Genomic DNA, 23,513 nt, shown 5'->3' on the forward strand with positions numbered 1-23,513 from the left:
AAGACCTGATCATGACGTGGTTCAAATCACTCACTCTCGCCGGACGCGAACTGCTGCCCATCGTACAAGGCGGCATGGGCGTCGGCATCTCGGCCCATCGCCTGGCCGGCGCGGTCGCCAGCCAGAACGCCATGGGCACCATCGCCAGCATCGATTTGCGCCACCATCATCCGGATCTGCTCGAAAAGACCGAGCGCTGCCATGACCGCGACCTGATCGACAGCGCCAACCTCGAAGCGCTGCACCGCGAAATCCGCGCCGCGCTGGACACGGCGCAGGGCCGCGGCCTGGTCGCCGTCAACGTCATGAAGGCGGTGCGGGGCCACCCGGCCCTGGTGCGCCAGGCCTGCGAAAGCGGCGCCCAGGCCATCGTGATGGGCGCGGGCCTGCCGCTGGACCTGCCCGAAATGACCGCCGATTTCCCCAAGGTCGCGCTGGTGCCGATTCTGTCCGAAGCGCGCGGCGTGGCCGCGGTGCTCAAGAAATGGATCAAGAAGGGCCGGCTGGCCGACGCCGTGGTGATCGAGCATCCCGGCCACGCCGGCGGCCACCTGGGCGCGGCGCGGCTCGAAGACGTGCACGACGAACGCTTCGATTTCAAGCGCGTGCTGGCCGATTGCCACAAGCTGTTCCAGGAACTGGCGCTGGGCAAGGACGCGCCCAAGCTCATCGTGGCCGGCGGCGTGGGCAGCCACGACCAGGTGCGCCACTGGCTGGGGCACGGCGCCGACGGCGTGCAGGTGGGCACCGCCTTCGCCGTCACTATCGAGGGGGACGCGCACGAGAATTTCAAGCGCGTGCTGATCGACGCCGACCCCGACCAGTTGAAGGAATTCACCAGCGTGGCCGGCCTGCCGGCGCGCGCCGTGGCCACGCCGTGGCTGACGCGCTACCTGCGCCAGGAAAAGACGCTGCAGGAAAACACCCGCTGCGACGCGCGCCGCTGCAGCCAGCGCATGGACTGCCTGACGCAGTGCGGCCTGCGCGACGGGCTGTCGCGCTTCGGCCAGTTCTGCATCGACCTCAAGCTGGCCGCCGCCATGCGCGGCGAAGTCAGCCGCGGCCTGTTCTTCCGCGGCGCATCCAAGCTGCCTTTCGGCAACGCCATGCGCTCGGTGCGCGAACTGATGGACTACCTGCTGCACGGACAGATGCCCGCCAACGCCTGATCCCTGCGGCCACCGCCCGCCCGGCGGCTTTGATAAATTATTGAACGACGTATAATATTATTCATCGTTCAGATAATCCGAGCCGCCATGTCCGCCACCGAATCCCTCCCGCCCGCCGCGCCGGCGGCCGATCCCGGCCGCCGTGAGCGCAAGCGCCTGCAGACGCTGGACCATCTGGCGCGCACCGCCTTCGGCCTGTTCGAGGCGCAGGGCTACGACGCCGTCACGATGGAGCAGATCGCGGCCGCGGCCGACGTCGCCAAGGGCACGCTGTACAACCATTTCCCGGTCAAGGAGGCGCTGCTCGCGCACCATCTGCACGGCGAACTCGCCGCCTCGCTGGCGGCGCTGTGGCCGGCGCTGCGCGCCCTGCCCTCGTTCGCCGCACGGCTGACGCGCATCCTGCGCGCCTCGGCCGACTGGTCCGAATCGCATCGCGCGTATCTGGGCCCGTATCTGCGCTATCGCCTGGCCCATGCGCAGTCCGACGCCGCCCGCCATCCCCGCAGCGGCCTGCAACCGGCGTACGCCTCGCTGATTGCCGAGGCGCAGGCGGCGGGCCAGCTGCGCGCCGACCTGTCCGCCGAGCAACTGGCTCACCACCTGCAATTCCTGCACCTGGGCGCGATGCTGCGCTGGCTGGACCGGCCCGGCGCGAGCCTGCGCGACGAATACGACGCAGCCCTGAGCCTGTTTCTGGGCGGCGCCGCCAAGGAGGCGCCATGAACGCGCTGGTGCTGGACTGGGCGGCGGCCGAAAAAGCCGGGCCGCGCGCCGCCGGCGGCAAGGGCTGGCAATTGGCGCGCATGGCGCAGCTCGGCGTGCCCGTGCCCGAAGGCTTCGTGCTGGCGGCCGCGGCCAGCCTGGGCCGCCAGCCGGGCCAGCCGGTGCCCCCCGAGGCGCAGCGCGTCTTGCTGCAGGCGCTGCGCGACCGCGGCTGGCTGGCGCGGCCGCTGGCGCTGCGCTCGTCCGCGCCGCAGGAGGACTCCGCGGGCGCGTCCTTCGCGGGCATCCATCTTTCCTGCCTGAACGTAACCGGCGAACAGGCGGTGCTGGAGGCGCTGGCGCGCGTCTGGGATTCGCAGGCCACGCCGCAGGCGCAGGCCTATCGCCAGCGTCTGGGGCTGGACGCCGAGGGCGGCATGGCCGTGGTGGTGATGCCGCTGATCGAGGCCGCCGCTTCCGGCATCGCGTTCACGATGGACCCGCTGTCCGGACGCCGCGACGAAATGCTGATCCACGCCAACTGGGGCCTGGGCGAATCGCTGGTGGCCGGACAGGCCGACGGCGACGAATACCGGCTGCGCGAAGACTACCTGCGCCTGGCCTGGCCGCTGGCGTCGCGGCGCGTGGGCGCCAAGCGCCAGGCCAGCCTGCCCGCCGCCGCCGGCGGCACGCAACTGGCCGACACCGCGGCCGCCCGGGCCGCGCAGCCCGTGCTTAGCGATGCGCAGGCCGAGGCGCTGGGCGAGATCGCGCGCGACGCGGCCCGCGCCCTGGACTATGCCGGCGCCGGCCACGACCTCGAATGGGCTTGGGACGGGCGGCAATTCTGGATTCTGCAGGCGCGCCCGATCACCGCGGCGGCGCGCTACACCTATCCCGCGCTGCGTTCGCAGCCTTCGTACTGGTCGCGCGGCAACACGCGCGAAGTGCTGCCCGAGGCCATGTCGGCGCTGGAATGGGACAGCGGCCGGGTCATGGCCCAGCGCATGCTGAGCAGCGGTTTCGAACTGAGCGGTTACGCGCCCTTGCCGGGCGTGCGGCTGGCGGCGCTGTTCCAGGGCCGCGTGTACCTGGACGCCTCGGTCATCCAGTGGGTCGGCTACGACGCCCTGGGCGTGCCGCCGGCGGCCATGAACGCGCTGCTGGGCGGCCCCCAGCCCGCGATCGAGGCGCCCGCGCCCACGCCCGCGCAGCGCCTGCGCCATGCCGCGCGCATCCTGCGCTACCTGCGCCGCGCCGCCCCCTTGCGCAAGCGCGCCGAGACCGACCTGCCACGGCTGCTGGCGCGCGCCCGGGCCTGGCTGGACGAGCCGCTGCCGGACGCCGGCGCCGAACTCGGCGCGCGCCTGCGCACGCAGTTCCTGACGGTGCTGGGCGCGGACGAACTGTTCTTCCTGCAAGGCTCGGGCGGCGGCGCACTGTCGAAGCTGCTGGAGCTGGTCGAGAAGGCCTGCCCCGGCCAGGGCCATGCCCTGACGGCCGCGCTGATGGCGGGCGGCGAGCCCAGCGTGACCGCGAGCCAGGGCTATGCGCTGATGGCGCTGGCCGAACTTGCCCAGGCCGACGCGGCGGCGCTGGCCTGGCTGCGCAGCCCGCAGCGCGACAGCGCCGCCTGGCGCGAGGCGCTGCCCGACAGCAGCCCGTTCAAACAGGCCTTCGCCGACTTCCTGGCCCGCTACGGCCATCGCGCCGTGTATGAAACCTATCTGCGCAATCCGCGCTGGCGCGAGGCGCCGGGCTACCTGCTCGACAGCGTGGTCAACCTGATCGGCGCCGACGCCGGCGCGCTGCGCGCGCGCCAGGAAGAAGCGGCGCGCCTGGCCTGGCAACGGCTACGCGCCGCGCTGCCGTTCTGGCAGCGTCCGCTGGCCGCGAAACTGCTGCAGGCCTCGCGCCTTGAAGGCCGGCAGCGCGAGGCCGCGCGCAGCGTGCTGGTGGCCTACCTGGCGGCGGCGCGCCGCAGCGCGCTGGCGCTGGGGCAACGCTATCTCGGCCAGGGCCTGGCGGTGGCCGACGACGTATTCCACCTGACCGCCACCGAACTGTTCGCGCTGGCCGACGGCCGGCTCGCACCCGTGGCGGCGGGCCGCCGCGCGGCCCTGCGCCGCACCCAGCTGGAAACCTGGGCCGCCACGCCCGACCCGGACGTGATCGTCGAACCCGCGGCGGGCGGCGCGCGGGTGCCGGCGCCGGCGCAGCCGGCAAGCCGCCCGGCCGGACAATCCGCCTCGGGCGCCTGGCGCGGCACGCCCGCGGCCGGCGGACGGGCGACCGGCCCCGCCTTCGTCGCGCGCACGCCGGCCGAGGGACTGGAGATGCCGGCCGGCAGCATCCTGCTCGCGCCCTCCACCGATCCGGCCTGGACGCCGCTGTTCCTGCGCGCCGCGGCGCTGGTCATGGAGGCCGGCGGCTACCTGTCGCACGGCGCCATCGTGGCGCGGGAATTCGGTATTCCCGCTGTCGTGAACGTGCAGGGGATATTGCGGGAAGTGGGCAGCGGGGACGTGCTGGAGGTGGATGCGGGCGGGGGGACGGTGCGGCGGGTTTAGGCGGTGGCGGCTTTTGCCGCCTGATGGGTTTCGCGCGTTCGGTATTCGAGTTCTTGCATAAGGAATCTCGCGCTGCACCCATCCTACGTTCGGGGATCGGATCGTAGGATGGGTGCAGCGCGCGGCATCCGATATAAGAAACCTGCTGTCAACCGCGCGAAACCCATCAGGCGGCCCCAGCCGCCACCAATTCAAACTCGAACACCGCCCCCCACCCCGCCTGCTCCACCAGCCGGATCTCGCTCTGGTGCAGTTGCAGGATGCGCTGCACGATCACCAGCCCCAGCCCGCCGCTTTCCCCCGGCCCGCGGTTCAGCGCGCTGGCCCGCACGAACAGCCCGGGGCGCAGCGCTTGCGGGATGCCGTCGCCGGAATCGCTGACCTGTACGCGCACCCGGTCCTGCGCCGCGCCCAGGCGCAGTTCGATGCGCCCGCCCGGCGGGCTGTGGCGGATGGCGTTGTCCAGCAGGTTGGTCAGCACCCGTTCGATCAGACCCAGGTCCGCGCGCACCGGCGGCAGCCCGTGCGCGATGTCGGTGGCCAGCCGCTGCTGGCGCGCCTCGGCGGCCAGCTCGAATTTCTGGATCACGTCCTGGGCCAGCTCCGGCAGCGAAAAGGTTTCGGGCTCCAGCCGCACCAGGCCGGACTCCAGCCGCGCCAATTCGAAAAGCTCCTGCGCCAGCCGGCCCACCTTGCGGCTCTGCGCCAGCGCGATGTCCAGGTAGCGGCGCCGCTCGGCCGGCTCCAGCGTGGCGTCCTTGAGCCGGAGCGTTTCCAGGTAGCCGTGCAGCGAAGTCAGCGGCGTGCGCAAGTCGTGCGAAATATTGGCCACCAGGTCGCGCCGCTGCTGGTCCTGCCGCGTCAGCTCGCGCCATTGCTCGGAGATGCGCGCGCCCATCTGCACGAAGCTGCGGCGCAGCACCTCGATTTCGTCGCCGCGCTCGCCGGCGCGCCCGTCGTCCGGACCTTCCAGCGCGGCCAGCGCCATGCCGTCGTCCGTGCCGAAAGCGCGCACCGCGCGCGTCAGGCCGCGCAACGGCCGCGTGATCAGCGCGAACGCCGCCAGGCCGGCGGCCAGGCCCAGCAGCGCCACCAGGCCGATGGACCACAAGGTCATGCGCAGCACCGAACTGCGCGACACGTCCTGGGCCAGCGCGTCGCGCGCCTGGCCCTGCAGCACCACGTAGACATAGCCCTGCTCCTGTCCGCCCACGCGCACCGGCGCGGCGCTGAAGACTTTCCGCGCCTGCGGATTGCGCGGATCGTCGCCGACGATGGGCATCATGTCTCCGGCCAGCAGCCGGCGGATCGGTTTCATGTCGACGCGCCCGCGCTTGATTTCGCCGGGCGGCGCGGCGTCGGCCACGATGTGGCCGTCGTTGGACAGCAGATAGACCTCCACCGCCGGATTCACCGCCATCAGCATGTCGAACAGCGAGCGCACGGCCTGCGGCCGCCAGCCGTTGACGTCCATCAGCTCGTTGGTGCCGGCGATATGCTGCGCCAGCCCGCTGGACAGGCGTTGCACCACCTCCTGCTGGTAGCGCGAATTGGCGGCGATCTGCAGCCAGGCCGAGGCGCCGCAGCAGGCCAGCAGCAGCAGCGCGAACACGCCCGACAGGCGTTGGGTGAGCGTCAGGCGTTTCATGCCGCGTCTCCCGCGCGGCCGGGCGCCGCCGCGAATTTGTAGCCCCGGCCCCAGACCGTCAGGATGCGCTGCGGATTGGACGCGTCCGCCTCGATCTTGGCGCGCAGCCGGTTGATGTGGGTGTTGACCGTGTGCTCGTAGCCTTCGTGCCGGTAGCCCCACACCTGGTTCAGCAGGTCCAGGCGCGAGAACACCTGATCCGGATTGCGCGCAAAGAAAAGCAGCAGGTCGAATTCGCGCGGCGTCAGCTCCAGCCGGCGGCCGTCGACGTCGGCCGTGCGCGCCAGCGGATCGATGGCCAGGCCGTGCAGCGACAGGCTGCCGGCGTCCAGCCGCGCGTTGCGCTCCAGCGCCTCGCTGCGGCGCAGCAGCGCGCGCACGCGCGCCACCAGCTCCAGCATGGAGAACGGCTTGGCCAGATAGTCGTCCGCGCCCAGCTCCAGGCCCAGGATGCGGTGCACTTCGCTGGAGCGCGCGCTGGTGATGATGATGGGGATGTAGCGCGCCATGCCGCGCGCCCGCTTGCAGATCTCCAGCCCGTCGATCCCGGGCAGCATCAGGTCCAGCACCAGCGCGTCCCAGTTGCCTTCCTCCAGCCTGCGCATGCCGTCGTGGCCGTCGGCGGCGTGTTCGACCGCATAGCCTTCGTCGCGCAGGTGCATGCGCAGCAGTTCCGCGATGTGGGCGTCGTCTTCGACTATCAGTACGCGTCGGGGCGTGTCCATGGGCAGCTCGGATGGGGAATGATGCGCGTATTGTCGCCAATCCGCGCGCGGCGAGTTATCACATTTAATTTAAGTTTGCGTGAGGACTTCGCCACCGGCCCCGGACAAGAATGTCGCCAACGACAAGCAACCCGGAGCCTTCCATGCCGGCCATTCCCGCCCACCGCGCCCCTGGCGCCAGCCCTGTCCACCCCGGCTGGCTGCGCATCCAGCACTGGCTGAACGCGCTGGCCGTGGGCGTCATGGCCGCCAGCGGCTGGCGCATCTACAACGCCTCGCCGCTGTTCGACTTCAGCTTCCCCGCCGGCGTCACGCTCGGCGGCTGGCTGGGCGGCGCCCTGCAATGGCATTTCGCCGGCATGTGGCTGCTGGCCGGTAACGGCGTGTTGTACCTGGCCGCCAATCTCGCCACCGGCCGGCTGCGCCGCAAATTCTTTCCGCTGAGCCTGCGCGGCCTGGCCGCCGACCTGGGCGCGGCCTTGCGCGGCCGGCTCTCGCACGCCGACCCGCGCCGCTACAACCAGCTGCAGCGCCTGGCCTACCTGTTCGCGATGGCCGACATCGCGCTGCTGGTCGCCTCCGGCCTGGTGCTGTGGAAATCGGTGCAGTTCGAACTGCTGCGCGAACTGATGGGCGGATACGAAGGGGCGCGCCTGGTGCACTTCTACGCCATGGCCCTGCTCGCGGCCTTCGTCGCGGTGCACGTGCTGATGGTGGCCGTGGTGCCGCGCAGCCTGGCCGCCATGATCCGCGGGCGCTGAGCAAACGAACGGGAGCCACGAATGAATCCGCAATCCAAGCCGAAAAACCGTCTCGCCGCCGCCCGCCCGGACGCCGCGGAGATCCTGCGCGAAGCCGGCGGGCTGTTGGAAAAGCGCCTGCCGCTGCCGGCGCGCCGCGCCTTCCTGCGCCGCGGGCTGACCCTGGGCGGGCTGGCCATGCTGTCGGGCTGCTCGCTGGCCGACGACGAAGGCGTGGAGCGCGCGCTGGCCGCGGTGTCGCGCTGGAACGACCGCGTCCAGGGCTGGCTGTTCGATCCGACCCAGCTGGCTCCCACCTATCCCGAATCCATGATCGCGCGGCCGTTTCCGTTCAACGCCTATTACGGCATCGACCAGGCGCCGCGCGTGGACGAGGAATCGTTCCGGCTGGAAGTCAGCGGCCTGGTCGCCGACCGCCGCGCCTGGCGGCTCGAGGAGCTGCGCGCCATGGCCCAGGCCGAACAGGTGACCCGCCACATCTGCGTGGAAGGCTGGAGCGCCATCGGCAAATGGGGCGGCGTGCCGTTCGCGGATTTCCTCAAGCGCGTGGGCGCGGACCTGAGCGCCAGGTACGTGGGATTCAAGTGCGCCGACGACTACTACACCAGCATCGACATGCCCACCGCCCTGCATCCCCAGACCATCCTGGCGCTGACCTACGACGGCCGCACGCTGCCGCGCGAATACGGCTTTCCCATGAAGCTGCGCATGCCGACCAAGCTTGGCTACAAGAACCCCAAGCACGTCCAGGCGATCTTCGTCACCAACACCTATCCCGGCGGCTACTGGGAGGACCAGGGCTACAACTGGTTCGGCGGCAGCTAGGCCAAGATTTTTTTCCCCACCCCTGTTCTAAAAGGAACACACCATGAAGACTTACGCTACCGCAGCATTCGCTATCTGCCTGGCCTTCGGCGCCGCCACCACGGCGCTCGCGGCCGACGCCATGGACAAGAAAGCCGGCGACCACAGCGCCATGTCCAAGGACGGCATGGGCAAGGACCAGATGTCCAAGGACAAGATGGGCAAGGATGCGATGGGCAAGGACGGCATGTCCAAGGACGCCATGGGCAAGGACGCCATGGGCAAGGACCAGATGTCCAAGGACAAGATGGGCAAGGACGGCATGTCGCACGACGGCATGGCCAAGGATGGCATGTCCAAGGACGGCATGAAGCGCTGATCCCGCGCGCCGCGCCGCCCGGCTGCGTCAGCGGCGGCGCGCGCGCACCTGCCCCGGCGTCATGCCGAACCTGCGCCGGAACGCGGTGGCGAAATTGGCCGCGCTGTTATAGCCGGCCAGCCATGCCGCCTGCGTCACGCTGACGCCATCGACCTCCAGCGCCAGCCGCGCGCGCGCCAGCTTGCGCTCGCGCAGGTACTGGGCGACCGTGGTGCCCCACATCGCCCGGAAATGCCGTTGCAGGGTATTGACGCTGATGCACGCCCGGGCCGCGATCTGCGCCAGCGACAGCGCATCGGCGCCGCCCTCGTCCAGCAGTTCGCGCAGCGCCATCATGCGCAGGCGCTCGCGCTGGCCGAGTTCCGGCGTGTGGTCGGCCGCCCCATCCTGCAGCCCTTCCAACGCGTCCACCAGAATGGCCAGCGCGCGCGACTGCTGGTAAAGACGCCACAGCGACGGCGCCATCACGGGCGGACGCAGCATCTGCTCCGCCGCCGCGACTGCCGGCCCCGAAGCCTGCCAGGTCCGCAACGCCATGTGGCGTTGCGCGAAATTGCGCAGCGCCGGCAGTCCGGCGCAAAGCCGCTGACGGTCCATCCATTCGTGTTCCAGCCTCAGCAGCACCGTGCGCTCGATGTCGCCCAGGCACGATTCGCGCACGAAGCCGTCCGGCTCCCGCACCGACAGCGCCACGCCCAGTACCTTGCCGTCGGGGCGCGGCCCCAGGGCCAGCCGCTGGCCGGCCAGCGTCACGTTCACGCGCCCGCCCACCACCAGGGCAATGTGCAGGCCCGGCCGCAGCGAGCCGCGCGCGCTCGCGCCCTGCAGATCGCGCACGTCCAGGCGCCGCAGCACCATGCCCGGCGCCAGTTCCGTCAGGTCGGACCAGCCCTCCAGCATGGCGCGCGGACGCGCCGCGGCCGTCCGGCCATACCCGTCCGGGCGCGCCGGCAGCAGTTGCGGCCCGCCCACGCTGCCTGCTTTCTCTTGGTCCGATTCTGGGGAGTTGGCGCTGCCGCAAAGTTTTGTGGTGGCGCCGCAAACCCCGGCGCGTGTAGCCGCTGACATAATTTCGCCGAAATTCAAATAGCAATCGTTCTCAATTAAAACATGGCCGCCCGCTTCCGGGTTGCCTTTCTGCTCTTGGAGAAATGTCAGTGCACCGTCTGAACTACGCCGCCCTGCTGCTTTGCGGCCTGCATGGAACCATCGCCGCCGCGCAGGCCGTCCCGGAACTGCCGACCGTGCAGGTGCTGGGCACCGCCGAAGAAGAAGTCAAGGAAGCGCTCGGCGTCTCGGTGATCACGGCCGACGAGATCGCCCGCCGCCCGCCCGTCAACGATCTGTCGGACATCGTGCGCCGCGAACCCGGCGTGAACCTCACCGGCAACAGCGCCAGCGGCTCGCGCGGCAACAGCCGCCAGATCGACATCCGCGGCATGGGCCCCGAGAACACCCTGATCCTGATCGACGGCCGGCCCGCCACGTCGCGCAATGCGGTGCGCTACGGCTGGAACGGCGACCGCGATACCCGCGGCGACAGCAACTGGGTGCCGGCCGAGGAAGTCGAGCGCATCGAGGTGCTGCGCGGACCGGCCGCCGCGCGCTATGGCTCGGGCGCGATGGGCGGCGTGGTGAACATCATCACCAAGCGTCCCGCGGACCGGTTCGGCGGGTCGCTCACCTACTACCTGAACCAGCCCGAGGACAGCGACGAAGGCAATACCAACCGCGTCGGCATCCGCCTGAGCGGCCCGATCAGCGACACCCTGAGCCTGCGGCTTTACGGCAACTACAACAAAACCACTCCCGACGCGCGCAACATCAACGCCGCGCGCTCGCAACTCAACGCCGACGGCCTGGCGGAATCGGCCGGCCGCGAAGGCGTGGTCAACCAGGACCTGAACGCGCTGTTCTCGTGGCGCCCGGATGCCCGCAACACGGTGGACCTGGAGGCCGCGTTCAGCCGCCAGGGCAATCTGTACGCCGGCGACACCATGCTCAACAGCACCTCGTCCTTCTCCGACAGCCTGTACGGCAAGGAAACCAGCGCGCTCTACCGCGAAAGCCTGGGCCTGACCCACCGCGGCGTCTGGGACTGGGGCACATCGCGCGCCGCGCTGGGCTACGACTACACGCGCAATGCGCGCCAGAACGAGGGCCTGGCCGGCGGCGGCGAAGGCATGCCGGTGGACCTGGGCCGGGCCACGTCGCGGCTGCGCAACTGGAGCGCCGTGGGCGAAGTGAATCTGCCGTTCGAGCTGGGCTTCGAGCAGGTCGCCACGATAGGCGTGGAATGGCTGCGCGAATCGCTGGAAGACGCCGCCAGCCTGCGCCAGACCTATACCGGCGGCGCCATCGGCGGCGTGGCCATGGACGGCCGCGACCCGAAAACCGCCCAGAACAGCTATGCGCTCTTCATGGAGGACAACATCCAGGCCGGCGCGCGCGCCACGCTGACGCCGGGCCTGCGGTTCGACCGCAACGACAAGTTCGGCAGCAACTGGAGCCCCAGCCTGAACGCCGCCTACGAGCTCACCGCGGCGCTGCGCCTGAAAGGCGGCGTCGCGCGCGCCTACAAGGCGCCCAACCTGTACCAGTCCAACCCCAACTACCTGATGTACAGCCGCGGCTACGGCTGCCCGGTATCGCAGGCCAACCGCAACGGCTGCTATCTCGTCGGCAACCGCGATCTGGCGCCCGAGACCAGCGTCAACAAGGAAATCGGCTTCGAGTACGACCCGGGCGGCTGGCGCGCGAGCGCGGCCTACTTCCGCAACGACTACCGCAACAAGATCGTCGCCGGCACCGACATCGCCTACCGCCTGGCCAACGGCGCGCGCGTGCTGCAATGGAGCAACGCCGGCAAGGCGGTGGTCGAGGGCGTGGAAGGCAATCTGTTCATCGCCCTGGCGCCGGACCTGGACTGGAACACCAACTTCACCTACATGATCCGCAGCGAAAGCAAGGACGACGGCCAGCCGCTGAGCGTGATCCCGAAATACACCGTCAATTCCACGCTGGACTGGTACGCCACCGAACGGCTTTCGCTGCAGGCCAACCTGACCTACTACGGCCGGCAGCAAGGTCCGACCCTGAACCCGCGCCGCGGCGAGGCGATCACGGACCGCGGGCTGCAAGGCGTCAGCCCCTACGCCCTGGTGGGCCTGAGCGCCGGCTACGCGTTCAACCGCAACCTGCGGCTGCGCGTGGGCGTGAGCAACCTGCTGGACAAGAAGCGCTACCGCGAAGGCAACGCGGTCGAGGCCGGCGCGGCCACCTACAACGAACCCGGCCGCGCCTATTACGCCAGCCTCACGGCCTCGTTCTGAGTGCCATGAAAAAGGCCTCGCCGGGTGGCGAGGCCTTTTGGCGTCAGCAGCAGCCGATGCGTTTCTTGCCGCCGTAGCGCGCGTCCTGGCGCTCGCGGAAGAACTCTTCGTAGCTCATCGGCTCCCGGTCGGGATGGGTGCGCCGCACGTGCTCGACGTAGGTCTCGTAGTCGGGCACCCCCACCATCAGCCGGAGCGTCTGCCCCAGGTAGCGGCCGGCCGCGCCGGCGGCCGAGCTCATGTTGGCGAACAGCATGCGGCTCTCCTGCTCAATCCGCGCCGGCGCCGGCGGGCAGCGTCTCGTACGGGGTTTCGCGGGCGGTGGGCTTGTTCTCGTTGCGCGCGCGCTGCACCGAACGCAGGCCGAACACCAGAATGCTCACCACGACGAAGATGAAGATACCGCACAGGCCGGCGTTGATGTAGTCGTTGAACACCACGCGGGACATCTCGGCCAGCGACTTGGCCGGGGCCAGGACCTTGCCTTCGGCGATCGCCGCGTTGTATTTGGCGGCGTGCGCCAGGAAGCTGACGCGCGGATCGGCGTCGAAGATCTTCTGCCAGCCGGCCGTCAGCGTGCACGCCAGCAGCCAGATCGTCGGCAGCACGGTGACCCACGCATAGCGGTCGCGCTTCATCTTGAACAGCACCACGGTGCCCAGCGTCAGCGCCACCGCGGCCAGCATCTGGTTGGCGATGCCGAACAGCGGCCACAGCGTGTTGATGCCGCCCAGCGGATCGACCACGCCCTGGTACAGGAAGTAGCCCCAGGCCAGCACGCACAGGCCGGTGGCGATCAGGTTGGCCGGCAGCGAGTCGGTGCGCTTGAGCGAGGGCGCGAAGGTGCCCAGCAGGTCCTGCAGCATGAAGCGGCCCGCGCGCGTGCCGGCGTCGACGGCCGTCAGGATGAACAGGGCTTCGAACAGGATGGCGAAGTGATACCAGAACGCCATCATGCTCGGGCCGCCCAGGGCCTGGTGCAGGATGTGCGCCATGCCGACGGCCAGCGTGGGCGCGCCGCCGGCGCGCGAGATGATGGTGCTTTCGCCCACGTCCTTGGCGGTCTGCACCAGGTCGGCCGGCGTCACCACGAAGCCCCAGCTCGAAACCACCTGGGCGACCTGGTCCGGCGTGGTGCCGATGACCGCGGCCGGGCTGTTCATGGCGTAGTAGATGCCCGGCTCGATCACGCAGGCCGCCACCAGGGCCATGATGGCCACGAAGGATTCCATCAGCATGCCGCCGTAGCCGATGTAGCGGGCCTGGGTTTCGTTCTCGATCAGCTTGGGCGTGGTGCCCGAGGAGATCAGGGCGTGGAAGCCCGACACGGCGCCGCAGGCGATCGTGATGAAGAGGAACGGGAACAGGTTGCCCGACCACACCGGACCGGTGCCGTCGACGAACTGCGTCAGCGCGGGCATCTTCAGCTCGGGCGCAACCACCACGATGCCGATGGCCAGGCCGACGATGGTGCCGATCTTCAGGAAGGTCGACAGGTAGTCGCGCGGCGCCAGCAGCAGCCACACCGGCAGCACCGAGGCGATGAAGCCGTAGATGATCAGGATCCAGGTCAGGCCCTTGCCGTCGAAGTCGAACATCGGGCCGATCACCGGGTGCGCGGCCACGTCCTGGCCGAAAGTGATGGCGGCCATCAGGCCCACGAAGCCGATGATGGAGACTTCGCCGATCTTGCCCGGACGGATATAGCGCAGGTACACGCCCATGAACAGCGCGATGGGGATGGTCGCGGCCACGGTGAACGTGCCCCAGGGCGAGTGCGTCAGGGCCTTGACCACGATCAGCGCCAGCACCGCCAGGATGATGACCATGATCATGAAGGCGCCGAACAGCGCGATCACGCCCGGGACCTTGCCCAGTTCGGACTTGACCAGGTCGCCCAGCGAGCGGCCGTCACGGCGGGTCGAGATGAAGAGGATGGTGAAATCCTGCACCGCGCCGGCGAACACCACGCCGGCCAGAATCCACAGCATGCCCGGCAGATAGCCCATCTGCGCGGCCAGCACCGGGCCGACCAGCGGACCGGCGCCGGCGATCGCGGCGAAGTGGTGGCCGAACAGCACGTGCTTGTTGGTCGGCACGTAGTCCAGGCCGTCGTTGTACTTCCAGGCCGGGGTCATGCGCGTGGGGTCCAGCTGGAAGACCTTGTTGGCGATGAATCGGCTGTAGTAGCGATACGCGATCAGATAGACGCAGACGGCGGCGATCACCACCCATAGCGCGTTGATGGTCTCCCCTCTGGCCAGCGCCACGGTGCCCAGCGCGAACGCGCCCAGCACCGCAACCGCCAGCCAGACCAGGTGTTGACCCAGTCCTTTACTGCTGGTTTGCATAACTGCTCCTCTTGCCTCCCGCCATGCTCTTGGCGTGGAAACGCTGTTGTCGTCCCGCGGAAGGCAGACTCATTGTTGTGGGGTGGCGGACGCACGCGTCCACACTGCGCCCGGTAAGCGCGGACGCTAGTATTTCGTTTTGCCCCGGCAGCAACAAGCGCGGAACTACGCAAGCCCGCTACGTATTACTACGCAATGCGCCGCAACATAATTTTCCGGAAATCGTAAAATCTGCGGCATGCCCCGAACGTTCCTCCATCGGGGCCCACGCGATATTGCATCGCAACAAGCGAATCCGCGCTGATACAAATCCCTATGAAGCTGCGCCTGAAAATCCTGCTGCTGGCGGCCGTGCCCCTGCTGGTGGCGCTGGCCGCCATCACGGTCGCCGTCTACGTGCAGGGCCTGCAACTGGCCCAGCGCGAGAAACAGGTGGTCGAGAACGCCTGGCTGGCCAGCAAGGAGGGCGAGTTGCGCCACTACGTGAACCTGGCCTATAGCGCCATCGCCCCGCTGCAGGCCCTGTCCGACGACGAGGCCACGCGCCAGCGCGCGCTGGACCTGCTGGCGCAGATGGAATTCGGCCACGACGGCTATTTCTTCGTCTATGACCTGCACGGCCGCAACCTGATGCACCCGCGCCAGCCGGAACTGGTGGGCCAGGACCTGTGGAACCTGCGCGACACCCACGGCCAGCCCGTGATCCAGAACCTGCTGACCGCCGCCCGCCGCAGCGGCCAGGAAGGCGAGGCGGTGCGCTATCTGTGGGAAAAGCCCTCCACCCACCAGACCGAGGAAAAGCTGGGCTACGTCGTGGTGCTGGAGCGCTGGGGCTGGATGCTGGGCACCGGCATCTACCTGGACGACGTGGAACAGGCGCTGGAGCGCATCGACGCGGCGGCGCAGGCCAACATCATCAATATGTTCACCTGGGTGGCCGGCATCGCCGCCGTCTCCATCCTGGGCGTGGCCGCCTGCGGCCTGGCCCTGAACATCAGCGACCACCGCCAGTCCGACGCCAAGCTGCGCCTGATGGCGCGGCAGCTGGTGCGCACCCAGGAGGACGAACGCGCCCGCCTGTCGCGCGAGCTGCACGACGGCATCAGCCAGGTGCTGGTGTCGAGCAAGCTGTCGCTGGAAGCCGCGCGCGAACGGCTGCGCCAGTCGCTGCCGGCCGACGCCGGCGCGCTGGCCCACATCGACGGTCCGCTGGGCGGCGCGCTGGAGCGCCTGAACACCGCCGTGGGCGAAGTGCGGCGGATTTCGCACAACCTGCGCCCCACCCTGCTCGACGACCTGGGCCTGCCGGCCGCGCTCGAACACCTGGGCCGCGAGTTCGCCATCCCCAGCCCGGACGGCGCGCCGCCGCTGGCCGTGCGCCTGCACACCACCGGCCGTCCGGTCAAGCTGCCCGAAGCCTACGCCACCGCCCTGTTCCGCGTGACCCAGGAGGCGCTGACCAACGTCATCCGCCACGCCGGCGCGACCCGCGCCGACATGACCCTGGCCTATTCCGAACGCGACCTGCGCCTGACCATCGCCGACGACGGCCGCGGCTTCGACTACGACGAAGTGCAGCAGGACCCGCGCCGCGGCATCGGCCTGCGCAACATGCGCGAACGCATGAATGCGCTATCGGGTAACCTGACTTTCCGATCCACCGCCCACGGCACGATCCTGCAGGCCTGGCTGCCCCTGCCGCCTGCCGTCTCCGCTCCGGAGCCCCAAGCATGACCGCCAAGCCCGCCCCTGTCCGACTCCTGCTGATCGACGACCATCCGCTGGTGCGCGACGGGCTGCGCCTGCGCCTGGAGACCGTGCCGCACCTGCGCGTGGTCGGCGAGGCCGGCAACGCCGCCGCGGCCCGCGCCTTCCTGGGCGCCTGTATGGCCGAGGACCCGCAGGGCGGCACGCTGCCGCACCTGGCGCTGATGGACCTGAACATGCCCGGCGTCGGCGGCCTGGAACTGACCGCCGAACTGCACGAGCGCTACCCGCAGATCGCCGTGCTGGTGCTGTCGATGCACGACAACCCCGAATACATGGTGCAGGCCGTCAAGGCGGGCGCGCGCGGCTATCTGCTCAAGGACGAGCCGGCGCACGAAATCGTCACCGCCATCGAGGCCGTCATGGCCGGGCGCAGCTACTTCAGCGCCGCCGTCGCGCTGCGCCTGTCCCAGGCCAGCGCGCCGGCCACCCTGCTGACCCAGCGCGAACGCGACGTGCTGCGCCACATCGCCAGCGGCCACGCCAACAAGCAGATCGCCCACGACCTCGGCCTGTCGGTACGCACGGTGGAAACGCACCGGCTGAACATCAAGCGCAAACTCGGCATAGACGGCCAGGCCGAGCTCATCAAATACGCCGTAGAAAACCGAGGGGTCTGACCCTGAGGTAGACTTGCGTCCCAGAGCAACAGCAAAACGCCGCAGCATCCAGGAGTCCCCCATGTCATTGGAACAACACTACACCGCCATACTCGAACAGCTGGGGGAAGATCCGTCCCGCGAAGGGCTGGCCGATACGCCGGCGCGTGCCGCCAAGGCCATGCGCCACCTGTGCCGCGGCTACGGCCAGAACCTGGAAGAGATCGTCAACGGCGCGCTGTTCACCTCCGACACGCGCGAGATCGTGCTGGTCAAGAACATCGAGCTGTATTCGCTGTGCGAGCACCACATGCTGCCCTTCATCGGCAAGGCGCACGTGGCCTACCTGCCCAACGGCAAGGTGCTGGGCCTGTCCAAGGTGGCGCGCATCGTCGAGATGTACGCGCGCCGCCTGCAGATCCAGGAAAACCTCAGCCGCCAGGTGGCCGAGGCCGTGCAGTCGGTCACCGGCGCCGCCGGCGTGGCCGTGGTGATCGAGGCCCAGCACATGTGCATGATGATGCGCGGGGTCGAAAAACAGAATTCGTCCATGGTCACGTCCGTGATGCTGGGCGAGTTCCACGACAACCCCTCGACCCGCGCGGAATTCCTCAGCCTGATCCGGTAGGATGGGTGCAGCGCGAGAAACCATAGGCAAGAAAGAGAACCGCGAGCGCGCGCAACCCATCGGGCGGCCCCGGCCGCCAATCACCCGTGCCGGCTGCGAGACCCCGCCAGCCGCTCGATCGCGGCCCAGTCCCACGCAATCCCCAGCCCCGGCTCCTGCGACGGCAGCGCGTGGCCGTCCTCGATCCGCAGGCGCGACTCGGTAATCAGGTCCAGCTGCGGGATGTATTCCAGCCAGCGGCTGTTGGGCACGGCGCAGCACAGCGCCACGTGGATTTCCATCAGGAAGTGCGGGCAGACCGGCACGTTATAGGCTTCGGCCAGGTGCGCGACTTTCAGCCACGGCGTAATGCCGCCGATCCGTCCCACGTCCACCTGCACCACCGAGCACGCGCCGCTATGCAGATAGTCCTTGAACTGCGACAGGCTGTAGAGCGACTCGCCCACCGCGATGGGCAGGCGGGTGGACTCCGACAGGCGCCGATGCGCGTGCACGTCGTCGGCATGTATCGGTTCTTCCAGCCAGGCCAGGTCCAGCGCTTCGAAGGCGCGCGCCCGGCGTATCGCCTCGGGCAGCGAAAAGCCCTGGTTGGCGTCCACCATGATCTCCCAGCCCTCTCCCATCGCCTCGCGCACCGCCGCGATGCGCGCCACGTCCTCGGATACGTGAGGCCGCCCGACCTTGAGCTTGGCGCCGCGCAGGCCATCGGCCCGCGCCTGCTGGCAGCCCTCGACCAGGGCCTGGGCGGGCAGGTGCAGCCAGCCGCTCTCGGTGGTGTAGAGCGCGATGCGATCCTTGGCCCCGCCCGCCAGCCGGTGCAGCGGCAGGCCGGCGCGGCGCGCCCGCAAATCCCATAGCGCGGTGTCGATGGCGGCCAGCGCGATGGAAGTCAGCGCGCCCACCGTGGTCGCGTGGACCCGGTACATCAGGTCCCGCCACAGGCCTTCGATGTCTTCGGCCTCGCGGCCGGGCAGCATGGGCGCCAGGTGTTCGTCCAGCAGGCGCGCCACCGCCGAGCCGCCCGTGCCGATGGTGTAGCTGTAGCCCACTCCCACCGCGCCGTCGCTGTCGGTGATGCGCACGATTGGGGTTTCCTGCCGTTCGAAACTCTGCACGGCGTCGGTGCGCACGGTCTTGGGCGGCAGGTCGACCAGGAAAATGTCTACGGACTCGATGCGGGCCATGGGGGATGCCTCCGTTCGGTGGACGGCATCGAGCTTAACGTCGTTCCGGCTGCTGCGCAGCCATCCCTCCAGTCTGGTTCCGGACGCCGGCGCGCTGGCCGAACCAGATGCTGCCGATGACGAGGGCCACGCCGATGCGCTGAACCGGGGTCAGCGTCTGGCCCAGGAACAGCCAACCGAGCAGCACCGCGGTGACCGGGCTGAGAAAGCCCAGCGAGGACACGACGGCCGATTCCAGCCGCGCGATGCCGCGAAACCAGAGCATATAGGTCAGGGCCGCGCCAATCAGCCCCAGCCATGCCAGTCCGATCAGGTTGCGTCCGGTCGGCAGCCCCATGGACGGATCGAACAGCAGCGCCACCGGAACCAGCAGCAGGCCGCCCGCCGTCAATTGCCACGCGGTGAAGGTGAGCAGCGACACCGGCGGCCGCCACTTGCGGCTCAGCACCGTTCCGAACGCCATCGACACCGCCCCGGCCAGGCCGGCCGTGACGCCGACGGCATCGAGCGAGGCGCCCGGCGTCAGCACCAGCAGCGCCACGCCGAAGGCGCCGGCGATGGCCGCCACGACCGTTATCGCGCGCAGCGCGCTGCCCAGCAGGACGGCGGCAAGCAACACCACGATCAGCGGCTGGATCGCGCCCACGGTCGCGGCGACGCCGCCCGGAAGGCGGTACGCCGAGATGAACAGCATGCCCCAGAAGATGGAGAAATTGAGCGCGCCCAGGACGAAGATGCGCAGCCACCATATGCCGGCAGGCAGGCGCCGCACGATCAGGAGCAGCAGCAACCCGGCCGGCAGCGCGCGCAGCATGGCCACCGTCATCGGCGCAAAGCCGGGCAGGAATTCGGTCGTGACGATATACGTGCTGCCCCATATGGCGGGGGCCACGGCCGTCAGCAGCAGATCGGCGCCGCGCGTGCTCATGCGATTTCCAGGACGTCGATCATCATTTCGTTCCGCTCTTGAGGGGCTTACGGAAAAATATACATAATTCACCCAATAAAGATAATATTCGATAATACAAATTCATTATTTACCAAAAGAATATTACCCATGGACCGCCTGACCGCCTTGCAGGTATTCCGCCAGGTGGCGGAACGCAACAGCTTCGCCGAGGCCGGGCGCCGGCTCGGACTCTCGCCCGCGGCCGTCAGCAAGAACATCGCCGAACTGGAAGCGCACGTGGGCGTGCGGCTCATCAACCGGACCACGCGGCGCATGGCCCTGACCGAAGAAGGCAGGATCTACCTGGAGCACGTGACGCGCGGGCTCGACGCGCTGGTCGAGGCGGACCAGGCCCTCTGCCCGGTCAAGGCGGCGCCCAGCGGCACGCTGCGCGTCAGCGCGCCCATGACCGTGACCCTGACGCGCCTGTCGGCCGCCATCCCCGGATTCCTGGCGCGCCATCCCGACCTCAGGCTCGACCTGCATCTGGACGACAGGCGGGTCGACCTCATCCGCGAGGGTTTCGACCTCGCCGTCCGCGGCAGCGACAAGCTCGAAGACTCCAGCCTGATCGCCAGAAAGCTGGCGGTCATGCCGCACGTGCTGTGCGCGGCGCCGTCCTATTTCAAGGCGCATGGAAAGCCGCAAGCGCCCGCCGACCTGAAGGCGCTGAACTGCATCCGGTTCAGCCTTTCGGGGCATGCGGACGCATGGGAGTTCAGCAAGAACGGCCACACCGAAAGCATCGCGGTCAAGGGGCAATACTCCGTGTCATCCAGCCTGGCCGTGCGCGATGCGCTGCGCGGCGGGCTGGGCCTGAGCCTGATGCCTCGTCCTTACGTCGAAGACGATTTGAAAGCGGGACGGCTGCAGGCGGCGCTCGAAGACTGGGCCACGGTCGAAACCACGCTCTATGCGGTCTATCCGTCCAGACAGCATGTCGCCCCGAAGCTGCGCGCCTTTCTCGATTTCCTGGTCGAGCAATTCAGCCGGACCTGAACGCACCGTCTCTTTGGCACCTACTGATCTCCCCATCTGGTCCTAGCGTTCCGAATCCATCCGGGCAAACTGACATCAAACCGCAGCAACGCGGCGTAGCCGGACGCGCCGGAACGCGGTCTCACCCACGGAGATCACCATGAACGCGATATCCCGCCTCATCCGCCGCTGCACCCTGGCCGGCCTGGCCGCCGCGCTGCTGGCCGCTCCCGCATACGCCCAGACCAAGCTCGTGGTCGGATACCAGCTGATCGTCGGCCCGTTCCTGTCCGCCATCGCCGACGGCAGCTTCGACGCCGCGCTCAAGCAGGCGGGCTACCAGGTGGACTGGCGCCAGTTCACGTCCGGCGGCGACATCTCCACCGCGCTGGCCTCGGGCAACGTGCCGGTCGGCGTGCTAGGCTCGACCGGCATCACCGCGGCTTCCACGCGCGGCGTGGACATGGAGCTCTTCTGGGTGCTGGACAACATCGGCAAGTCCGAAGCGCTGGTGGCGCGCAACGGCTCCGGCATCAACGGCACGGCCGACCTGAAGGGCAAGCGCATCGCCACGCCGTTCGTCTCCACCTCGCACTTCCACCTGCTGGTGGGGCTGGAGCAGGTCTGGAAGATCAACCCGCGCGAGGTGCGCCTCTTGAACATGCAGCCGCCGCAGATCGTCGCCGCCTGGCAGCGCGGCGATATCGACGCTGCCTATGTCTGGCCGCCGGCGCTCACCGAGATCGCCAAGACCGGCAAGATCATTGCGGACTCGGAACAGATCGGCAAGGCCAGCGTGCCCACCTTCGACGGCATCGTGGCCGACCGGGCCTGGGCCGCCAAGCATCCCAAGTTCATGGCGGCGTTCACCGCCGTGCTGGCCAAGTCCTACGCCGACTATCGCGCCAACGGCGCCAAATGGACGGCCGATTCGCCGCAGGTCAAGGGCATGGTCAAGCTGATCGGCGGCAAGCCCGAAGACGTGGTCGAGGCGCTCAAGCTGCTGGTGTTTCCCACCGCGCAGGAGCAGGCTTCCAACGAGTGGCTGGGCGGCGGCAAGGAGTCGGGCGCGGCGCGCGCGTTCGCGGCCAGCGCCAAGTTCCTCAAGGACCAGAAGCAGATCGACCGCAGCCTGGACGACTACAGCGCCCACGTCAACGGCCAGTACGCCAAGGCGGCGGCCAAGTAGCCATCCCCGCCGTTCAACCAGGAGCCGGCATGACCCAGCCATCCCCCAGCGCCGCGCAGCGCCTGTGCGCGGAAAGCGTCAGCGTCACCTACCCCGGCCTGCACGACAGCGGCCCGGTGATCGCGCTGCAGAACGTCAACCTCACCATCCAGCCGGGCGAGTTCGTGGTCGCGCTGGGCGCCTCCGGCTGCGGCAAGACCACCCTGCTCAGCCTGCTGGCGGGGTTTCTTTCGCCGACCGAGGGCGAGATCACGCTGGGCGGCAAGCCCATCGTCGGCCCCGGCGCGGACCGCGGCGTGGTGTTCCAGAAGCACGCCCTGCTGCCCTGGCTGAACGTGCTGGAGAACACCGAGTTCGGCCTGATGCTGCAGGGCGTGGACAAGCAGACCCGCCGCGCGCGGGCGCGCCGCAACCTGGAACTGGTCGGGCTGCAGGACTTCCACCGCCACATGATCTACCAGCTGTCCGGCGGCATGCAGCAGCGCGTGGGCATCGCGCGCGCCCTGACCTGCGACCCCGCCATGCTGCTGATGGACGAACCCATGGCGGCGCTGGACGCGCTGACGCGCGAAACCATCCAGGAGCTGCTGCTGGACATCTGGCGCCAGACCGGCAAGATGTTCTTTTTCATCACGCACAGCGTGGAAGAGGCGCTGTTCCTGGGCTCGCGGCTGATCGTCATGTCACCGCGCCCGGGACGGATCACGCACACCTTCACGCCGGACTTCAACCGACGCTACCTGGAGACCCGAGATGGCCGCAGCATCAAATCCAGTCCCGACTTCATCGACATGCGCGAGCAGGTCCTCGGCATCATCTATGGCGACGAGCGCGCCGTCGCCTCGTCGCCGGGCCTCCATGCCTAAGGGGCACAAACCCGCGGCGCCGGGCATGGTGTACGGCGCGCCGGGCGCGGGTTACAGCGGCCACATCAGCCTGCTGACCAGCCTGGCGCTGATCGCGCTGTGGTTCCTGGTGACGGCCTCCGGCTGGGTGCGGCCGCTGTTCCTGCCCTCGCCCCTGGCGGTCTACGACAAGTTCGTCTTCGCCATGACCGAAGGCGTGGCCAACTCCACCCTGGCCGAGCACGCGCTGGCCAGCCTGTCGCGGGTCTTCGGCGCCTTTTTCCTGGCCTGCGCCACCGCCATCCCGGTCGGCATCCTGATGGGCGTGAACCGCTACGCCCGCGGCATATTCGACCCGCCCATCGAGTTCTACCGCCCGCTGCCGCCGCTGGCCTACCTGCCGCTGATCATCATCTGGTTCGGCATCGGCGAATTCCCCAAGATCCTGCTGATCTACCTGGCCATCTTCGCGCCCATGGCGATCGCCGCGCGCGCCGGCGTGCGCTCGGTGTCCATCGAGCAGATCCACGCGGCCTACGCCATGGGCGGCTCGCGCGCGCAGATCGTCCGGCACGTGATCCTGAAGGCCGCCATGCCCGAAATCTTCACCGGCATGCGCATCGGCATCGGGGTGGGCTGGACCACGCTGGTCGCCGCCGAAATGGTGGCCGCCGATCGCGGCCTGGGCTTCATGGTGCTCAACGCCGCCCAGTTCCTGGCCAGCGACACGGTCATCATGGGCATCATCGTGATCGGGGTGTTCGCCTTCGCCTTCGACCTGCTGGTGCGCTACCTCGAAAAGTTCGCCATACCCTGGAAGGGACGGGTCTGATCGCCGCCCGGGCAATCCCTCATTCCTTCGCCAACCCCGCTCCTCTATTCTCAGTGGCAGCCCCGGGGACGCAGCGCCGTCTCCGCGGTCCACCCAAG

21 protein-coding genes are annotated in these 23,513 nt (G+C 69.0%); 14 read left to right on the top strand and 7 right to left on the bottom strand.

Annotated elements, in window-relative coordinates:
• Nucleotides 1-11 precede the first annotated feature (11 nt).
• From AC1M14_RS14355 to AC1M14_RS14365, 3 genes are all read left to right on the top strand, one after another.
• Nucleotides 12-1,169, top strand: coding sequence for an NAD(P)H-dependent flavin oxidoreductase (locus AC1M14_RS14355; RefSeq protein WP_102771031.1), 1,158 nt, complete (start codon nucleotides 12-14; stop codon nucleotides 1,167-1,169).
• An 87-nt stretch (nucleotides 1,170-1,256) separates the two neighbouring features.
• Nucleotides 1,257-1,895: a TetR/AcrR family transcriptional regulator gene (locus AC1M14_RS14360; RefSeq protein ID WP_209166142.1), complete on the top strand. Its 639-nt coding sequence runs from the start codon at nucleotides 1,257-1,259 to the stop codon at nucleotides 1,893-1,895.
• Complete coding sequence (locus AC1M14_RS14365) at nucleotides 1,892-4,444, top strand: PEP/pyruvate-binding domain-containing protein (protein WP_479729873.1); 2,553 nt, start codon at nucleotides 1,892-1,894, stop codon at nucleotides 4,442-4,444. The genes AC1M14_RS14360 and AC1M14_RS14365 overlap by 4 nt, the downstream gene beginning before the upstream one ends.
• Before the next feature lie 166 nt (nucleotides 4,445-4,610).
• Here AC1M14_RS14365 and AC1M14_RS14370 read toward each other — a convergent pair whose 3' ends face one another.
• Nucleotides 4,611-6,092 (bottom strand): sensor histidine kinase, encoded by a 1,482-nt coding sequence (locus AC1M14_RS14370; protein ID WP_479729874.1) that lies wholly within the window; start codon nucleotides 6,090-6,092, stop codon nucleotides 4,611-4,613.
• A complete protein-coding gene (locus AC1M14_RS14375; RefSeq protein WP_102771027.1) occupies nucleotides 6,089-6,817 on the bottom strand; it encodes a response regulator transcription factor in 729 nt (242 codons plus the stop codon). Before AC1M14_RS14375 ends, AC1M14_RS14370 begins: the two co-directional genes overlap by 4 nt.
• Before the next feature lie 143 nt (nucleotides 6,818-6,960).
• On the opposite strand from AC1M14_RS14375, the gene AC1M14_RS14380 reads away from it, so the two are divergent.
• Genes AC1M14_RS14380 through AC1M14_RS14390 form a run of 3 tightly spaced genes read left to right on the top strand, consistent with a single transcriptional unit; the run spans nucleotide 6,961 to nucleotide 8,761 of the window.
• Nucleotides 6,961-7,578 carry a cytochrome b/b6 domain-containing protein gene (locus tag AC1M14_RS14380; RefSeq protein WP_102771026.1) on the top strand — a complete coding sequence of 206 codons (618 nt, stop codon included), beginning with the start codon at nucleotides 6,961-6,963 and terminating at the stop codon, nucleotides 7,576-7,578.
• Between the two features lie 21 nt (nucleotides 7,579-7,599).
• A complete protein-coding gene (locus AC1M14_RS14385; RefSeq protein ID WP_479729875.1) occupies nucleotides 7,600-8,403 on the top strand; it encodes a molybdopterin-dependent oxidoreductase in 804 nt (267 codons plus the stop codon).
• Nucleotides 8,404-8,446: 43 nt separating this feature from the next.
• The gene (locus tag AC1M14_RS14390; protein ID WP_102771024.1) at nucleotides 8,447-8,761 is read left to right on the top strand and encodes a pentapeptide MXKDX repeat protein; all 315 of its coding nucleotides are present in this window, start codon (nucleotides 8,447-8,449) and stop codon (nucleotides 8,759-8,761) included.
• Between the two features lie 27 nt (nucleotides 8,762-8,788).
• Here the strand turns inward: AC1M14_RS14390 and AC1M14_RS14395 are convergent, their stop codons facing one another.
• The gene (locus AC1M14_RS14395; RefSeq protein WP_479729876.1) at nucleotides 8,789-9,733 is read right to left on the bottom strand and encodes a helix-turn-helix transcriptional regulator; all 945 of its coding nucleotides are present in this window, start codon (nucleotides 9,731-9,733) and stop codon (nucleotides 8,789-8,791) included.
• 179 nt (nucleotides 9,734-9,912) lie between these two features.
• Between AC1M14_RS14395 and AC1M14_RS14400 the strand changes: the two genes are divergently transcribed.
• A complete protein-coding gene (locus tag AC1M14_RS14400) occupies nucleotides 9,913-12,093 on the top strand; it encodes a FepA family TonB-dependent siderophore receptor (RefSeq protein WP_479729877.1) in 2,181 nt (726 codons plus the stop codon).
• A 43-nt stretch (nucleotides 12,094-12,136) separates the two neighbouring features.
• Here AC1M14_RS14400 and AC1M14_RS14405 read toward each other — a convergent pair whose 3' ends face one another.
• Together AC1M14_RS14405 and AC1M14_RS14410 are read right to left on the bottom strand one after the other, a co-directional pair.
• The gene (locus tag AC1M14_RS14405; protein ID WP_102771022.1) at nucleotides 12,137-12,349 is read right to left on the bottom strand and encodes a YbdD/YjiX family protein; all 213 of its coding nucleotides are present in this window, start codon (nucleotides 12,347-12,349) and stop codon (nucleotides 12,137-12,139) included.
• A 13-nt stretch (nucleotides 12,350-12,362) separates the two neighbouring features.
• Nucleotides 12,363-14,444 carry a carbon starvation CstA family protein gene (locus AC1M14_RS14410; protein ID WP_102771021.1) on the bottom strand — a complete coding sequence of 694 codons (2,082 nt, stop codon included), beginning with the start codon at nucleotides 14,442-14,444 and terminating at the stop codon, nucleotides 12,363-12,365.
• Nucleotides 14,445-14,759: 315 nt separating this feature from the next.
• Between AC1M14_RS14410 and AC1M14_RS14415 the strand changes: the two genes are divergently transcribed.
• The 3 genes from AC1M14_RS14415 to folE all read left to right on the top strand — a co-directional run bounded on the left by AC1M14_RS14415 (nucleotide 14,760) and on the right by folE (nucleotide 17,438).
• Nucleotides 14,760-16,178: a cache domain-containing protein gene (locus AC1M14_RS14415; RefSeq protein WP_102771020.1), complete on the top strand. Its 1,419-nt coding sequence runs from the start codon at nucleotides 14,760-14,762 to the stop codon at nucleotides 16,176-16,178.
• Nucleotides 16,175-16,831: a response regulator gene (locus AC1M14_RS14420; RefSeq protein ID WP_102771019.1), complete on the top strand. Its 657-nt coding sequence runs from the start codon at nucleotides 16,175-16,177 to the stop codon at nucleotides 16,829-16,831. Before AC1M14_RS14415 ends, AC1M14_RS14420 begins: the two co-directional genes overlap by 4 nt.
• Nucleotides 16,832-16,892: 61 nt before the next feature.
• Nucleotides 16,893-17,438, top strand: coding sequence for a GTP cyclohydrolase I FolE (gene folE, locus AC1M14_RS14425; protein WP_209166149.1), 546 nt, complete (start codon nucleotides 16,893-16,895; stop codon nucleotides 17,436-17,438).
• Nucleotides 17,439-17,518: 80 nt separating this feature from the next.
• Here folE and AC1M14_RS14430 read toward each other — a convergent pair whose 3' ends face one another.
• Both AC1M14_RS14430 and AC1M14_RS14435 read right to left on the bottom strand, forming a co-directional pair.
• Nucleotides 17,519-18,622, bottom strand: coding sequence for a mandelate racemase/muconate lactonizing enzyme family protein (locus tag AC1M14_RS14430; protein ID WP_479729878.1), 1,104 nt, complete (start codon nucleotides 18,620-18,622; stop codon nucleotides 17,519-17,521).
• Between the two features lie 34 nt (nucleotides 18,623-18,656).
• Nucleotides 18,657-19,550: an EamA family transporter gene (locus AC1M14_RS14435; protein WP_479729879.1), complete on the bottom strand. Its 894-nt coding sequence runs from the start codon at nucleotides 19,548-19,550 to the stop codon at nucleotides 18,657-18,659.
• A 129-nt stretch (nucleotides 19,551-19,679) separates the two neighbouring features.
• Between AC1M14_RS14435 and AC1M14_RS14440 the strand changes: the two genes are divergently transcribed.
• The 4 genes from AC1M14_RS14440 (at nucleotide 19,680) to AC1M14_RS14455 (ending at nucleotide 23,415) form a co-directional block, all read left to right on the top strand.
• Nucleotides 19,680-20,570, top strand: a complete 891-nt coding sequence (locus AC1M14_RS14440; protein WP_102771015.1) for a LysR family transcriptional regulator — start codon at nucleotides 19,680-19,682, stop codon at nucleotides 20,568-20,570.
• A gap of 139 nt (nucleotides 20,571-20,709) precedes the next feature.
• Nucleotides 20,710-21,738, top strand: coding sequence for a taurine ABC transporter substrate-binding protein (gene tauA, locus AC1M14_RS14445; protein WP_102771014.1), 1,029 nt, complete (start codon nucleotides 20,710-20,712; stop codon nucleotides 21,736-21,738).
• Between the two features lie 29 nt (nucleotides 21,739-21,767).
• Nucleotides 21,768-22,604, top strand: coding sequence for a taurine ABC transporter ATP-binding protein (locus AC1M14_RS14450; RefSeq protein ID WP_102771013.1), 837 nt, complete (start codon nucleotides 21,768-21,770; stop codon nucleotides 22,602-22,604).
• Nucleotides 22,558-23,415, top strand: coding sequence for an ABC transporter permease subunit (locus AC1M14_RS14455; RefSeq protein WP_479729880.1), 858 nt, complete (start codon nucleotides 22,558-22,560; stop codon nucleotides 23,413-23,415). Before AC1M14_RS14450 ends, AC1M14_RS14455 begins: the two co-directional genes overlap by 47 nt.
• Nucleotides 23,416-23,513: the final 98 nt, after the last annotated feature.

This window comes from Achromobacter sp. SX5, assembly GCF_056711425.1.